Origin of the sequence: Neptuniibacter sp. QD34_54 (genome assembly GCF_047778055.1) — a bacterium.
Lineage (GTDB): Bacteria > Pseudomonadota > Gammaproteobacteria > Pseudomonadales > Balneatricaceae > Neptuniibacter.
In genome coordinates this window covers 2,133,404-2,149,776 of the sequence record NZ_CP180546.1, presented here as the reverse complement: position 1 = coordinate 2,149,776, position 16,373 = coordinate 2,133,404, and the positions used below count along the sequence as shown (strand labels likewise).

Annotated in this window: 10 protein-coding genes; 6 read left to right on the top strand and 4 right to left on the bottom strand. The window is 43.7% G+C overall.

The genetic code is table 11. The annotated features are described in order from the left end of the window. Window positions 1–72: 72 nt before the first annotated feature. From ACMXYP_RS09795 to ACMXYP_RS09785, 3 genes are read left to right on the top strand one after another with little or no spacing between them, the layout of a single operon-like run. A complete protein-coding gene (locus tag ACMXYP_RS09795) occupies window positions 73–4,986 on the top strand; it encodes a DNA repair ATPase (protein WP_415881458.1) in 4,914 nt (1,637 codons plus the stop codon). After that, the gene (locus ACMXYP_RS09790; RefSeq protein ID WP_415881457.1) at window positions 4,983–5,699 is read left to right on the top strand and encodes a phospholipase D-like domain-containing protein; all 717 of its coding nucleotides are present in this window, start codon (window positions 4,983–4,985) and stop codon (window positions 5,697–5,699) included. Before ACMXYP_RS09795 ends, ACMXYP_RS09790 begins: the two co-directional genes overlap by 4 nt. Continuing rightward, a complete protein-coding gene (locus ACMXYP_RS09785; RefSeq protein WP_415881456.1) occupies window positions 5,696–6,769 on the top strand; it encodes a toxic anion resistance protein in 1,074 nt (357 codons plus the stop codon). Before ACMXYP_RS09790 ends, ACMXYP_RS09785 begins: the two co-directional genes overlap by 4 nt. A gap of 125 nt (window positions 6,770–6,894) precedes the next feature. Here ACMXYP_RS09785 and ACMXYP_RS09780 read toward each other — a convergent pair whose 3' ends face one another. The 3 genes from ACMXYP_RS09780 to ACMXYP_RS09770 all read right to left on the bottom strand — a co-directional run bounded on the left by ACMXYP_RS09780 (window position 6,895) and on the right by ACMXYP_RS09770 (window position 10,780). Continuing rightward, on the bottom strand, window positions 6,895–8,037 hold the full coding sequence (locus tag ACMXYP_RS09780) for a DUF5610 domain-containing protein (protein ID WP_415881455.1): 1,143 nt from the start codon (window positions 8,035–8,037) through the stop codon (window positions 6,895–6,897). Window positions 8,038–8,195: 158 nt separating this feature from the next. Then, window positions 8,196–10,181 (bottom strand): cation:proton antiporter, encoded by a 1,986-nt coding sequence (locus ACMXYP_RS09775; protein ID WP_415881454.1) that lies wholly within the window; start codon window positions 10,179–10,181, stop codon window positions 8,196–8,198. 41 nt (window positions 10,182–10,222) lie between these two features. Continuing rightward, on the bottom strand, window positions 10,223–10,780 hold the full coding sequence (locus ACMXYP_RS09770; protein ID WP_415881453.1) for a DUF2058 domain-containing protein: 558 nt from the start codon (window positions 10,778–10,780) through the stop codon (window positions 10,223–10,225). 166 nt (window positions 10,781–10,946) lie between these two features. Between ACMXYP_RS09770 and ACMXYP_RS09765 the strand changes: the two genes are divergently transcribed. Continuing rightward, a complete protein-coding gene (locus ACMXYP_RS09765) occupies window positions 10,947–11,939 on the top strand; it encodes a serine/threonine protein kinase (protein WP_415881452.1) in 993 nt (330 codons plus the stop codon). Between the two features lie 18 nt (window positions 11,940–11,957). Here the strand turns inward: ACMXYP_RS09765 and ACMXYP_RS09760 are convergent, their stop codons facing one another. Next, a complete protein-coding gene (locus ACMXYP_RS09760; protein WP_415881451.1) occupies window positions 11,958–13,364 on the bottom strand; it encodes a diguanylate cyclase in 1,407 nt (468 codons plus the stop codon). Between the two features lie 77 nt (window positions 13,365–13,441). On the opposite strand from ACMXYP_RS09760, the gene ACMXYP_RS09755 reads away from it, so the two are divergent. Both ACMXYP_RS09755 and ACMXYP_RS09750 read left to right on the top strand, forming a co-directional pair. Further along, window positions 13,442–15,367, top strand: a complete 1,926-nt coding sequence (locus tag ACMXYP_RS09755; protein WP_415881450.1) for a DNA topoisomerase III — start codon at window positions 13,442–13,444, stop codon at window positions 15,365–15,367. Between the two features lie 142 nt (window positions 15,368–15,509). After that, complete coding sequence (locus ACMXYP_RS09750) at window positions 15,510–16,373, top strand: LysR substrate-binding domain-containing protein (RefSeq protein WP_415881449.1); 864 nt, start codon at window positions 15,510–15,512, stop codon at window positions 16,371–16,373.

Below are 16,373 nucleotides of genomic sequence, written 5' to 3'. Positions count from 1 at the left end.
AAGTAACTTTAGCCTCCTTATCACTTAGGAGGCTTTGTTCTTTGGACTAGAGGTCACTGTAGGGAAAGTTTGATGGATCAGAATCAGGACGTTTTGAACCAGGCCGTTGAATCGGGCGGTGCTTATGAAATCTTAAAAGCGCGCTTAGCCAGCCAAGGGGCTGAACTAAAAGGGTTAGTTGATCAATTAAATAAGGCTCGTCAGGAGGCATTTGGTGCGTCCAGTACTGAGTTGGTCGGCAAGGTTAATGTTCATACCCAAAATAACTGTCTTCCTGTCGATATGGCACAGGTCAACGATCAGTTACTCTTTGGCTATCAGGTATTTGTCGGGCTTAAAGCTGCGCCCGAAGTCAAAGATGTTCTGGGACTTTACCGCCTATCTGAAACTGATGGACAGTTTCGGATTGATAGTGGGCCTTTAGCAGATTCTTTTCTTGATGATCCCCGCTTTGTTCATTCCTTTAACGAGCTGTTCCGTTACTACAGTGATGCAAAATTAGTTCAAATTAGCCGCAGGGATTTTTGGTTATTTGTCGTTTTCCAGATAGGTAGTCGTCCAGAAGATCGCAAGGTTTATCGTTGGCAGCTTAAAAATAGTGGTGCGATCGAATATGTAGACGATCAAGGTCATAAAGAGTTAGATGGCGTTGGAAATCAGCTTGATGTCGTTTGGCTGGAAACAGGGCGTAAGGACCATATAACTGGCGATTATCCTCATGTTTCGATTAATGATCGTATCTTTGTTGAGTGTGTTGGCGGTGATTTGACGGTAAAGCTTGAGAACAACACTCAAGAAGGGCGAGGGATCTATTCTGAGCCTGTCGAAGATCCTCATCAAACAGTTGCTGATGCCGAGATAAGTTACGCAGAAGTATCTAGTTTTATTCTGCTACGTATCAGACCAAACCGTGAGAAAGATTACCGATATTTTGTTTACGACAGCCTGACTGAAAAGGTGCAACGGGTCGATTCCATAGGCCAATGCTGTAAGTTGCTACCTGAGGATCACGGTCTGTTATTTGCCAATGGTTACGCTTTGGCGAACGGAGAATTAAAACTCTTCCAAGATGATTGGAGTGGGATGCAATTCTTCCATGATATTCATGCCCCTAATGGTGAAGATGCGTTTTACATTTTCTTCGATCCACAACACGGCGCTTACCTACAATATCAATATAACCTGATAGAAAAATCGGTATCTCCACCTGTATATAGTCATGGTTACAGTTTATATCCTGACGGACGCATGCTGGTTTTCCGTGTCAGTGATAATGCTGAAGCCAGTAAAACCCACCCTATGCGTATTTGGCAGACGCCTTTCATGAGTGCCGATCTTTATGAAGCATCGCGACAAGAGGGTGGTGAAGGTTTTTATCGCAATTTAGGGAATGCCGAGTTAGTGAAAGGTATTTCTGAATTGAACTCGGTCATTCAAATGACCAAAACGACAGAAGTTAGTCAAACGCTTTATGAAGCTTTGGTAACTCACTGTGGTGCAGCAGTCGATCAATATCATTGGTTAACGGATACAGAAACTCAGGGTGTTGACCAAAAACTATCTGAATTAGCGACCACGGCTGAACAGATCATTGATGAGTTCGCTAAAGTCCGAACACTGCAGAAACAAGCGAAACAACAAACCCAAGAGCAAGCTCAGAAGCAGCATGATCTCCTAGGCAGAATTAAGTTAGTTCCGTCGGATAGCACAACCGATCTGATCGAATTACTAGACGAGACTAAATCGCAGCTTGGCCACGTCATTAGCCTGCGTGAAATGCGTTATGTCAACGCCAGCCAGCTTGATGAAATGGAAGTTGCGTTAGAAGAAGCTAGAAGTGGCTTGAACGCTAAGTTACTAGAGCTTTTACAACAAGAGAAAGCTTACCAACCTTATCTAAAGCGCATCGATAAATTGGATTTAGCGCTTCCAGAAACTGAAAAAACAGCTGCATTAGACCTTTTAGCTGAAGATGCCGGTAAGATTCGAAGAGATCTTAATCTGGTCAACCAAGAAGTTTCAGATATTGAAACTGATGATCCTACTAGCACGACAAAAATCCTTGATCTCACGACTGAGGTGATGGCGCGGTTAAACGCTACCGAAGCGCGTTTACGTAATCGTCGTTCCGAATTAAGAGATGGCGAAGCTAAAGCTGAATTTGCATCACAGCTTAAACTCCTTACCCAGGCGATGACATCTGCTCTCGGCCAAGTTGATACACCGGAAGCCTGTGATGATCAGCTTGCACGCTTAATGGGGATCGTAGATAAGCTTGAAAGTCGATTTGCTGAATTCGATCAGTATCTGGCTGAGATCTATAACAGAAGGGACGAAGTTCAAGCAGCCTTTGAAGCACAGAAGCAGCAGCTTTTATCTGCTCGACAAAAACGTGTTGAAAATATTAGCCAAGCAGCTCAAATCACGTTGAAAAGTATCCAAAAGCGTGTAGGTAAATTTGCAGAACTTGACGACCTGAACAGCTATTTTGCAGCAGATGCGATGGTGCAGAAATATCGCCAATTGTGCAAAGACGTTCAGGAGCTTGGTGATAGCGTCAAAGCTGATGAATTAAGTGGTCGCATCAAAGCGCTGCAGGATCAATCTTTACGTTCACTCCGAGATAATCAAGATATCTTTGAGCAGGGCGGCGATATCTTACGACTTGGCCGACACAAATTTAGCGTCAATCAACAGCCTTTAGAACTCACCTTAGTCGATCGAGATGATGGTCTTAATTTACACCTAACGGGGACTGATTTTTACCAACCGGTCGTTGATGATGAGTTTCTGCGTTTACGTAAATACGCGGCGATGGATGTTAGCTCGGAAAGTAATGAAGTCTACCGAGCGGAGTATCTGGCTTATCTTATTTTAACTTCGGCAGAATCAAAGCAATCTGGTTTGTCACTGGATCTTCTAGTCAAAGCCGCAAGTGAAAATGAATTGCAGCCTTTAGTTGATAAGTTTGCAGCCCCTCGTTATCGAGAGGGCTATGTAAAAGGTGTACATGACAAAGATGCAGGGACATTACTCAAGGCTATTATGCCGGTGTACGCCGATGCTGGTTTATTAAGGTTTAGCCAGCAAATACGTACAACGGGTTTACTGTTTATCGCAGGGCTAGATAACAGTGCAGCTGATGCACTTAAGAAACAATGCCGTTCAGCCTTGCTAATGCAAAAAGAGTTGGGTTCAGATAGTGCATTTGATGTGCTGTTAGAAAATTACCAAGCTCAAGTTTGTGAATGTCCAATACTAGCGAAACAAGCGCTTGAATATTTGATGTATCAGTTTGGCTTAGATCAGCAGGTCTCTGTTAGCCGTGATGCCGCCGAACTTGCAGAAAATTACTTAGCATTCAGGCATGGATTAGATTGGCGTAAAAACCAAGAAAGCCTAGCAGAACAATATCAGGATCACTTACTTTGGGTTGAAGCCTACTGTGAACATCATAAAGAGGGTATTGAGTTTGTTACAGAGGCCGCTTTAATTGCAGCCTTATCTGACAGTAGCATCCATCTAACCCCTGTCGATTTCTCTTTGAGTATCAAGGTAAACGGCTTGTTAGGTGAACACCTTCGCGTTGAAGAGGGTAAGTGGAGCGAGACCATCAATGATTGGTTAGATCGCTGTCGTCACCACATTGAAACGGTCGTACCTGCATACGAAAAATACCTTTCTCAACGTCAAGAGATGTTAGAAAAGCAAAGAGAGACGATGCGCATACAAGAGTTTGTCGCTAGGCCGCTAACCTCTTTTGTGCGTAACAAGTTGATCAGTGAATCCTATCTAAAATTGATGGGCGATAACTTTGCTAAGCAGATGGGTACAACCGGCGATGATCGTCGAACTGACCAGATGGGGATGTTACTACTTATATCTCCCCCGGGTTACGGTAAAACCACATTGATCGAATATATCGCCGGTAAGTTGGGCTTGGTATTTATGAAGATCAATTGCCCTTCTTTAGGCCATGATGTTGTATCACTAGATCCAAATGATGCACCAAACGCAACCGCTGCAAATGAGGTTAATAAAATTAACCTTGCGCTGGAAATGGGTAATAACGTGATGCTGTATCTAGATGATATTCAGCATACCAATCCTGAATTCTTGCAGAAATTTATCTCCTTAAGTGATGGTACTCGTCGAATTGACGGTGTTTGGAACGGTGTTACTAAAACTTACGATATGCGTGGTCGAAAGTTCTCAATCGTTATGGCGGGTAACCCTTATACCGAATCTGGGGATGTGTTCAAAATTCCAGACATGCTAGCTAACCGAGCAGATATTTATAACCTCGGTGATATGCTATCTGATCAGCGTGATGCATTCGAGCTTTCGTACATTGAAAACTCTTTAACCTCTAACAGAGTGTTGGCTCCGCTGGCCAATAGAAATCTACAAGACCTCTACAAACTCGTAGATATGGCACGTGGGCAAAATATCCCGCTTTCTGATTTAGAACATAGTTATTCTTCAGCAGAAGCTTCCGAAATTGTAGCTGTGCTAGAGAAGATGCTTAAGGTTCAGCAAGTTGTACTCACTGTAAACCAGCAATATATCGCTTCAGCTGCAACCGCCGAGCAGTATCGTATAGAACCACCTTTCAAGCTTCAGGGTAGTTACCGAAATATGAACAAGCTTGCCGAAAAGGTGGTGTCGGTCATGACCGATGATGAGCTGGAGACACTTATTAATGATCACTACATTGGTGAGGCACAAACCCTGACTCATGGCGCTGAAGAAAACCTGCTTAAATTGGCTGAACTGAGAGGCATTTTAGATGATGAGTCTGAAGAGCGTTGGGACACCATTAAGCAGCGCTTTACTCGATCCTTAGAGGCGGGTGAGGGAGAAGATGCCGGCGATCGAATGGTCAACCAGATGGTTGATGTGAATCGGAACATTCGCCTGATCGCTTGGGCAATGATGCGTGCAACTAAGGAAATTGAAGCCGCAGAGGAGCTAGAGGAAATATGATTACTCAAATGGATATTGAGAAAATGCTGGTTGATAGCTTTGAGGACCAACGTCTCTCCTCAGACGAAAGAGTTGAACTTCGAGAGTTGATTGAGGAACTCGCAGATCAACCAGAACTGCAATCGTTTACGCGTAATAAAGCTTTTTCAATTGCCAAGAATTCTGCTGAAAATGGCTTAATTGAGATCGCTTCTCTGAATTGGTTAGACAAGGTTGTGAAGACACTAGACAACACGGGTAAATCAGCGCCAATCAGAACTCAGGCAGCTTTTTCGCCGGGAGACGATTGTAGATCTCTGATTCAACAGGAGATAAAACGTAGTCAGAAATCTATAGATATCTGTGTTTTCACAATTACCGATCAGCCGCTACGTGACGCTATTCTAGCTGCACATAAACGAGGAATTAAGGTTCGTATCCTTACAGATCAGGATAAAGCGAACGATTTAGGTAGCGATATCGACTATCTAATGCATAAAGGAGTGGATGTGCTTTTGGACACGAGCCCATGGCACATGCACCATAAATTTGCCCTGTTTGATGGGGTGAGACTACTGAATGGAAGTTTTAATTGGACGCGTTCAGCAAGCGATCGTAATCAAGAGAACTTAACGCTGACGGACAATCAAGAAATCGTATCGGCATTTGCCGCTGAATTTGAAGCACTATGGACTCGTCACAGCAGTGTGCGGGTAGAGAGGGAGCCAGCATGACACAGGAAATAAGCACTCAAATCGAGAAGTTCGAACCGAGTCAAATGACTGAAGAGCAGCAGCAACGTGCGGTTGCCATTTCGCAGGATTATGACCCCTTAGACTCTATGGCGACAATTACCTTTGGCAAAGAGGCGATGGAAAGCATCACCGCTTTTTCAGATCAGGTGTTAGAGCAAGTCCGTACTAAAGATACTGGAGAAGCGGGAGATATCCTAGAAGCGATGGTGACTCAGATGAAGAGCTCGCGCTTTGAAGATATTAAACCTGATTCATTCCTCTCGCGTTTACCTCTTATCGGTGAGCTTTTCCAAACTTTCGGTAAGTTTGTAAAAGGTTTTGATTCGGTTAAAGGCCGTTTAGATGAATTAGAACAAAAACTAAATGCCCAAGGTCATCGTCTTGAGAAAGATATTGTTCAGCTAGATGGTTTGTATGATGAAAACTTAAACTTGCTGCAACAGTTAGATATCTACTTAGAAGCGGGTCAAATCACGCTTGATCGACTGAATAACGAGCAGATTCCTGAGCTAAGTAAGTTGGCTGAGACCAGTGGTGATCCAGTAGATAGTCAAAAACTACGAGATCTACAGCAAGCAACAGGTCGCCTAGAAAAACGCCTGCATAACTTAAAACAAGCGCGCCTAGCTGCGTTGCAAACTGCACCTCAAATCCGATTGTCTCAAGAGGGTAACAAAATGTTGATGGAAGATATTCAAGATATCATCCATAACACTATCCCTCTATGGAAGCGTCAGTTCCTTATTGCGATCTCTAACTATGAGAAAGAGAAAGCGCTCAAGGTTACGCGTACAGTTAAGGATTACACCAACCAACAGTACCTGCAAAATGCTCAAAAGCTACAAAGCCTAGAAGAGCAGATCGCGGAAAATTACCAGCGTGGTATTTTAGATCTGGATACCTTGAAAGAGGTGAACCAAATCACTATCGATACGCTAAACAATACGCTTAAGCACTACGAAGAAGGTCGTCGTATGCGTCAAGAAGCTGAGAAGGCTATTACTCAAGCTGAGGAAGAGCTAAAACAAGCGCTGATGCAGACAGTATAAAAAGATTAAACATCTTGTGATTTGAAAAGGCTAATGTCGTTCATTAGCCTTTTTTATTTTTAAGCGTATAAAAAAACCGGCCTAAGTAGGCCGGTTTAAAGTATCGCAGCGATTAAGAAGGGGGGTTAATCGTCTGCGTCGTCCTGATCAAACCGGGTCATAAGGTCACGCAAAAGACCGAAGTTATCATCCAGTTTGCTCTGGGATTCTTCATCAGCATTTTTGTAGCGGATATCTTGATGAATCAAGCTGTCCAATAGATCTACCCCGAATAATGAACTGTCTTCTAAGAACGCCATGGCCGGATTAGCAACCAAGTTGTCAAAGTTGTTCATCATCTGGCCTAAGTGGCGGCCATTATTGCCTAATGGGTTATCTAGTTGTTGAACTTGCTCATAAGCAGCTACCGCTGAGTAACTTGCTGATTGAGTCATAGTTACATTCAAGTTCATCAACTCGGATTTGTCCATTTCAAATTCAGCTGCTTGTTCAAAAGCGTCTTGAACATCACCGCTGAAGAAGTCTTCGGCAATAAGATTGATATCCTGAATTAGGGTTGTCAGCGCGTCTAACTCGTCTTCGTTAAGGTCGCCCTCAACGCTAAAGCTATAGCTACTGCTGGCGCTACGCTCAAGGCCGAAAGATACAGCGCTACTATTACCGTCAGAGTAGGCGCCTAAAGAGGCTGTTTGACTAGCTTCACTGTTGAAACGAATAGAAACTTTGTCTCCTTCCTGTGTCATAACATCAAGGGAGAAAGATTCAGCTTTTGAATAACGTTCAGCAGCAGAGATAGAAGTCTGGCGTGTGGACGCTGTTTCGTTGGTAGGCGCAAGGCCGGCCAGCGCTTCGAACGTCAGATCTTTTGTTTGCTCGATTGTTGCGGAGATATCAGGGGTTAACATATTGAGATCTTCTAGAATCTCAGTTGCTTCTTTAAAGCCTTTTTCTACACCTGAAACGGCCGCTTTATACATACGATCTAGGTCAGCATCAGACGCTCCGCGGGCACGGGCTTGTTCAAGGCCTTGTGCTACAAAGTCGGAGATACGTGATGCAACTTTTTCCGGCGAGTAGTCATTTGCGTCGAGACTTTTCATCTCTGACACGCTCATGCCCGGAATGTTTTCTGCTAATTTGGCTACTAACTTATCTGCCGCAGATGCAGAACGACCGTTGCTATCTTTACCATCAGCAAACCCGCCCGTAACCAGTGTTTCCTGGCGAACCTGAGAGTAGGCTGCTTGGCTGCTTAATAGAACTTGCACGGTGTTTTCCTCCACAGACAAAAAAGGATCAAATGATCCCATTGTTTTAGTTGTACTACTAAATATAAGAGGGTTATCGACGTTTTGTTAAGAGACTTTAATAAAAAGCGCAGGTGATGAAATTGTTTCATCTAAAGGGTAGAGGGAAGAAGTAAAAACTACTTGCCATCTTGGATGATCGATTCAGCTATTTCAATTTTATCATTAGGCCCTTGAAGGATAATGATATCGCCCTGTTGGATATGAGTATCTCCACTTGGGTTGTGCTCTGAGTGATCGCCACGACGGATCATTGCAACAGAGACTTGGTGTTTGGATAAAGGTATATCTCGTAAAGTTTTACCGATCGACTTACAGTTATTTTCAATTTGAACGGGATGCAGTATCTCTTTCATACGGCCTGTACTATCAATTTTTTCGGAATGCTGGCCGTGATAGTAGCCATGTAGGAGGTTGTACCTTTCGGCGCGCACTTGATTGATTTGCTGTTCAATCTGTTGATGGTTGATACCCAGCATCGATAACACATGGGATACCATCATTAAACTACCTTCCAATGCTTCCGGAATGATTTCGGTTGCTCCTGCTTTCTGGAATGCTTCTATCTGAGAATCATCGCGTGTTCTGACCAATATAGGCAGCGTCACAAAGCGTGTGCGGATATGCTTGAGTGCTTGCATCGCTGTTTCGGCTTCTGGAAAACTGAGAATCAACATCCGAGCACGATCAGCACCAACCGCCGCCATGACATCATCACGTTTAGCATCACCAAAACAGATGTGTTCACCAGCGGTAGCAGCCTCCATAACTCTCACTGGATCATTATCTACGACGATGTAAGGAATGTTTGCTTGGTCCAAAAAGCGCGCGATAATTTGCCCTACACGGCCGAAGCCACAAATAATCACATGTTTGTCTAGGTTATGCGGATTCAGTTGGCTAGCGTCAGGTAATTTTTGTTGTTTTGATTCAATTGGATCATCTTTGTGCAGCCAGCGGCTGAGACTATATGTGTGGTTCATCAAAATTGGGGTCACAATCATACTGATGATAATCGTCGAGACTACGATGGTATTGATATCAGGTTCAATAAGATTGTTACCTAAGGCTAAAGCTAATAGAGCAAAACCGAATTCACCCCCTTGGCTAAGGCTCAAACCCGCTCTTAAGGCATTTACTGGGTCTTTATGTAGCAATGTACCGAGTAGAGTGATAATAAAAGTCTTTAATAGGATTAAGCTGACACTGAACAGGATAATCCAATACCAGCTATCAATTAGAGCAGACAGATCTAATTGCATCCCTACAGAAACAAAGAATAGTCCCAAGAGTACATCTCTGAACGGCCGTATATCTGCTTCTAATTGATACCTGTAACGACTCTCACCCAACATCATTCCTGCTAAGAATCCACCGAGGGCCATCGATAAACCTGCAGCGTGAGTAATCCAAGCGGCCAAAAGGGCAGCAGCCAGTGTAGTAAGAACAAACACATCGCTGGAGCCGCTACGTGCTGATTCATGGAACAGCAATGGCATCACAATATGGCCAACCAGTAATAGGATAATGAGTAGTGTTGAGCCCTCAAGTAGCATCAACGCTATTTCGGCACTGTCAATTTCTGTTGCTGAACTACTGAGTGTTGGGACAACGATCAGGAAGAATACAGCCGCTAAGTCTTGGAAGATTAATGTACCAACTGAAAGTTGACCGTGAGGGCTGTTGAGTTCATCTCGCTGGATGAGCTCGCGACTTACAATCGCTGTAGACGATAGGGCGAGTGCACCGGCGATGACTAAAGAGGTAGTTTGTGGAAGGCCAAAAATATTACAGACAGCCATCAAGCAGGCTGCGGTGATGATTACCTGTAAACTACCCAGCCCAAATACAGCCTTTCGCATGGCAAACATACGAGAGACAGAAAATTCTAAGCCGAGCATAAAGAGTAAAAAAACAACCCCAAGCTCACTGAGTAGCTCTATGCTATGGGTGTCTTTGATGACCCCTAAACTATAAGGGCCTACGATAGCGCCAACACTTAAGTAAGCAAGGAGAGGAGGGAGTTTGATACGCCGAAACAGGGTTGTGGCAACAACGGCACAACACAAAATGACCAAAAATTGCTCGAAAAAACCCTGTGACATGCGTTTCCCTTACTACATGAAGACGCTTTTGATGTGCGGAATTACCACATCAGGTCGTCTGGAATCTTATAATCCGCGTACGGATCATCTTCTTCTGGTTCTTCTTCCGGCTGAACGCGAATAACGTAATTTGGCAGACGTTGTTCAATCTTTTCTGCAAATTTATCTGGGATCAAATAGAACTTCTCATCTAAAACAGCGATCGCTACTTGACCACGGAACAGTTGTCCTTGAATAAGCGAAGTAACATACATAGTTTTAACTTTATTATCGTATACAAAGTTGTAACTTACTTCGGCACCTTCTGGCAGTTCGATCTGTTGCTGTATGATCATCTGACGGCATTGCGCTTCGATCTCTTTGTTGCGGCGCTCTTCGTCGCGTTGACGATTTAGTTCACGATCATGTTCTTGCTTAGCTTTACGCTGTTCTTCTAGCGCCTGCTTTTTCTCTGCTTGCGTATCAACAACTTGCTGGCCTGATTTGCGTGCCTTTTTAGCTTTCTTGTTTTGTTTACGCTTTTCAGTATCTGCTTGCTTCGCTTTTTTCTGGTCAACCAGTCCCATATTTAGCAACTGATCTTTAAGTGAACCTGCCATAACTTACTCGTAATACTTCTGTTGATTATTTGGGAACTATAACAAAAGTTAACGCTACTATTTAAAAAATAACGAAAAATAAGGCAAATCTATTAGGAATATGACTTGTTCACCTATGGGCTAAAGCGTACCCTGCACCTGCAATTATTTTATAGCTGGATTTTTTATGTCTGAACATGACCTAACACACCCTTTTGAACGGTTAACGCCATCTTTTTTGATGGATGCAGTCGAGAGCCAAGGGCATTGGTGTGATGGTCGTACATTTCCTCTGAATAGCTACGAGAACCGTGTCTATCAGGTGGGCATAGAGGATCAAGAACCGATGATTGCTAAGTTCTATCGCCCGCAGCGTTGGAGCCGAGAACAAATTTTAGAAGAGCATGAATTTAGTTTCGATTTAGCTGAGCAGTCTCTACCTGCAGTTACGCCTTGGCGAAATGAAAAGGGAGAAACCCTGTTTGATTATGAAGGGTTTATGTTCGCGCTGTTTCCGCGTAGAGGAGGGCATGCTCCTGAACTCGATAACCTTGATAATCTTTTTACTCTAGGCCGTTTATTGGGCCGCATGCATTTAGTGGGCGCTTCGAAAGATTTCGCCCATCGTCCGACTTTGACCAGCCAAACATTTGGTCATGACAGCGTTGCATTCTTAAGTGAGCGCTTTATACCGGCTGAACTTAAACCAGCTTACGATTCCGTTGCTAGAGATCTTCTGCAAGGTGTAGATGAGATCTTAAAAGCTTGTGGTGAGATAGAACATATTCGTGTTCATGGTGATTGTCATTCAGGCAATATGCTATGGCGTGATGATGCCCCTCATTTTGTCGATTTCGATGATGCCCGTATGGCTCCTGCTATGCAGGATATTTGGATGCTGCTTTCTGGCGATCGGCATGAACAGACACAGCAGTTGTCTGAAATAGTAGATGGCTACAATGAGTTTTACGATTTTAAACTCAAAGAGCTGCGTTTGATTGAAGTTCTGCGTAGTTTGCGAATTATGCACTACAGCGCATGGCTGGGTCGCCGCTGGGAAGATCCAGCATTTCCTCATAGCTTTAGTTGGTTTAATACGGAGCGTTATTGGGGTGAGCATATTTTGCAACTGCGTGAGCAATTGGCGTTGCTAGATGAAGAGCCTTTAAAGCTTCTATAAAAAGTGGATCTGAAAGTGCTAAAGCTGCTTAGCGGTAATGACTATATTTCGACCGCGGTCTTTAGCTAAGAAAAGGGCATCGTCGGCACCGCTGACTAGCTGGTCGTAATTAGCATAACTTGAATCCAAGGTGGCGCAGCCTAGACTTGCAGAAAGCGCATGGTATGAGCCTCGCAGCTTTACTTTTGTATTCAGTGCTTTTCTAATTCTTTCAGCGCAAGCTTGGGCATCAGCCTCGTCGCTGTGAGGTAACAAAACAATAAACTCTTCGCCACCATAACGTGCTGCAATATCTCCAACTCTTAACATTGATTCGATTATCTTGGCCGACTTTTGAAGCACATAATCTCCTGCTTGATGGCCATAGTTATCATTAATCTGCTTAAAAAAATCTAAGTCGATCATGATGATCGATAAAGGTAGTTGATATCTTTGTGCTCGATGTATTTCTGTATCTGCTAGTTCTCTGAAATGCTGCCTATTAAAGAGTGATGTAAGGGGGTCACTAATCGAGCGTTGATAAGTTTTGTTTAATAGGCTGCACGTAAAACCGCTGAGTAAACCGAGAATCAGAGAGCCTAGGGTTGCCCAACCAGTTAAATATGACATCGGTACGCCATGCACATGCTCATCATTATCAAGTCGCGCTGAAAGTTGCCAAAAACCACCGGGTACTTCTATGAAGCCGCTAAGGTATTCATCTTCAAATACTGATGTAGAACCGAAAAATACGTCCCCTTGCTTGCCTTTGGCGTCACTTCCACGGATAGCATAAGTTGCAAGTTCATCGCTTAAAGCTAACCCAGTCTCTTTGAATATTCGATCTAAATCTATGATGAGGGTAATGAACCCCCAGAATTTAGTTTCTGTATCTTCTCGGTTGTAAAGGGGTTGTCTGGCAATGACTCCTCTTCCTCCTTGAATTAGATCTAATGGACCTGCCATGATCATCTCTTTCATCGCTATAGATCGCTCCACGACTTCTCTTTGTTCGGGGATTTTTCGTAGGTTTAATCCAATCACTTTATTGCCATCAATGATGGGGTAAATGTACTTAACGATTGCATCGGGAGCCAATTGAGCTTGTCGAATGGTTGTTCTAGTGGACAAAAACCGTGTGGCCAAAACCTGAAAGTCGTTTTCATCTATATCGTTTTGTAGCAAAAGTAGTGATTCCAAAGCTTCGATAATGATGAGGTTGTCATCCAGCGCGAGCTGAATGCGCGAAGTGAGATAATTGATTCTAGCTTCAACCTGCGCTTTATCTTGTTGATCATGGATATTGTGATCTAATTTAACCAGCCATCCAGTAGTAACAAATGCACATGCGGTGACGATTAGGCCGACCAGCCAAGGTAAACAAAATCGAAGTGTAAATTTCCGCATGCTCTGAACACACCACTGCAAATTTCGGTGAATATACATAAGCGTAGCTGTTTTTTCTGGAATGACAGGAGTGTTTAGATTACTCTTGAGCTGTTTTTATATACAGTACTTTGAGTATGCGTTTATTCATAGCCGAAAAGCCAAGTTTAGGTAGGGCCATTGCAGATGTGTTGCCTAAGCCATTAAAAAAAGAAGATGGTTGTATTCGTGCCGCAAATGGTGATGTGGTTAGTTGGTGTTTCGGTCATCTTTTGGAATTGGCTGAACCGAGTGAATATGACCCGCGGTTTAAACAATGGAACCTACAGCACCTTCCCATTGTCCCTTCTGAATGGAAGATGCAGGCCAAGCCAAAAACCAGTAAGCAGATAGCGTTACTAAGAAAACTCTGTAAAGAGGCTGAAGAGCTTGTTCATGCAGGAGATCCTGATCGTGAGGGGCAGCTGTTGGTTGATGAAGTAATCGACTTTCTGAAACTGCCCCAGTATAAGCGCCAAAGCATGAAACGCTGCCTGATCAGCGACCTCAACCCAAGTGCTGTGAAAAAAGCGATTGCGCAGTTAAGAGATAACCGTGAATTTATTCCTCTTTCTGTATCAGCTTTGGCACGGAGTCGAGCAGATTGGCTTTACGGTATTAATCTAACTCGTGCATATACGTTGCAAGGGCAATCAGCAGGCTATCAAGGGGTTTTATCAGTTGGAAGGGTGCAGACACCGGTACTGGGATTGGTGGTAAGACGTGATCAGGCGATCGATGACTTCAAAGCAAAACCATTTTATGAAGTCCTAGCTCATCTCAAGACAGATACCGAAGATAGATTTAAAGCTAAATGGCAGCCGAGTGAAGCTTGTCAAAAATGGCAGGATGAAGAAGGGCGAGTACTCTCTAGACCATTAGCGGAAAACGTTGCTGGGCGGATTACAGCTAAACCGGGCGAAGTAACTGCAGTAGATAAAAAGCCTAAAAAGGCTGGGGCTCCACTCCCTTACAATTTATCTGCGTTGCAAATTGATGCGAATAAACGTTTTGGTTTAAATGCTCAGCAAGTTTTAGATACCTGCCAAAGCTTGTATGAAAAACATAAGCTAATTACTTATCCGCGTTCAGACTGTCGCTACTTACCCCAAGGGCATTTTGCTGAGGGCGCTAAAGTATCTTCGGCTGTCTTTAAGCATTGTCCGCAGTTTCAACCGCATCAAAGCCTGATTGACTTAAACAAAAAAGGCAAGGCTTGGAACGATCGTAAAGTTGAAGCCCATCATGCGATTATTCCGACTAGTAAAACTTTAGATTTCACTCGCCTGAATAAAACAGAGCAGCAGGTGTATGAGCTCGTGGCTAGGCAGTATCTGATCCAGTTTATGCCAGATCATCGCTATTCAGAAACGAGAGTCGAGGTGTTGATTGAAGGGGGGAGGTTTACTGCTTCAGCTAAACAAGTGCTCGATGTCGGCTGGAAGGTCCTGTTTGGTAAAAAAGAGGGCGAAGACGATCAAGTACAACTTCCTAATCTCTCTGTTGGACAGACGCTCTACTGTGAGCAAGGAGAGGTTATAGCTAAAGAAACCCAGCCACCTAAACCTTTTACCGATGCCACGCTTTTAGCAGCCATGACAGGTATTGCGCGCTTTGTTGAAGATACTGATGTTAAAAAGGTGCTTAAGGAAACCGATGGCTTGGGCACCGAAGCGACAAGAGCAGGTATCATCGAATTGCTCTTTAAACGCGGTTTCTTACAGCGTCAGGGTAAAACTATTCGGAGTACCGAAACAGGCAGAGCGCTAATTAATAGCCTCCCAGATAACGCGAGCAAGCCTGATATGACAGCTCGTTGGGAGGCTTCATTGAATGATATCAGTGAGCAGAAGTTAAATTATCAAACATTTATGCAGCCTTTGACTGATGAGATCTCTTTGATGATTCAGAAGGCGAGCAGTATGGATGTGCAACTGCTACGTAATATCAAACAACAGCCAAAACCTGCTTATAAGAAAACACGTAGAAGGAAAGCCAAACCCAAGGCTAAATCCAAAGCTTAAGGTGAATAAAGTTATCTTGTTGGGCAGTTAAACTATTTAGGGTTTATCTCAATATCTTGTGTTCGATATATCTCATATAATGACGCTTTCAAGTTAGTCATTCACTTCTGATGAACTAATCATTGGGAGAGCAGGGTAGTTTATGGAACTTCTTTCACTCAAAACCTTTAAATACGTGGTTGAATTCGGTGGCGTTCAAGCGGCATCAAAAGAGCTACATACTGTTCAATCTAACGTCACCGCACGAATCAAAAGGTTGGAAGAAGAGATAGGTTCGCCCCTGTTTTATCGTAAAGGGCGCAAACTTGAGCTGACGCCTACCGGTTATACCTTGATGGATTACGCTAACCAACTGCTACAGTTAGAACATCAAGCCAGTATCGCTGTTAAACAAGTAGGAGAAGCGACAGGGGAGATTAGGATTGGTTCTATGGAATCCTTCGCCGCTGTTCGTATGCCTGGCCTGATCCAATCCCTACGAAAAAAACACCCTAATCTGTTACCTAGAGTTCAAACAGAAACCAGTGGTCAATTAATTGAAGCTGTTCTTAATTACAAACTGGATTGTGCCTTTGTCGGTGGGCCTGTACAGCACAAGGATCTTGTTTGTCGTCAGGTGTTAATGGAAGAGCTGGTTTTGGCCACTGCGAAAGGAGTGGATGTTCCAGACTCGTTAATCATGTTCAGACAAGGCTGTGCGTACAGAGATAAGGCTCTAAATTGGCTACGTGATAACGGCAGATTAGACACTGAGGTGTTAGATATGGGAACTCAAGAAGGGATTTTGGGTTGTGTGGCTGTGGGTTTGGGTTTCACCTTAGTACCTAGGAAGGTGGCAGAAGAGTCGAGGTATGCAAAAGATCTAAATCTCGAGGTGCTCGATGATCAGTTTAGCCAGATACCTACAATTATGATTACGCATAAAAATGCTATTGATATGGCAGGCATAGATACTTTACTAGCGCTGTTTAATGGTAAACCGCCTGAGTGGGAATCAGCTGCTTAA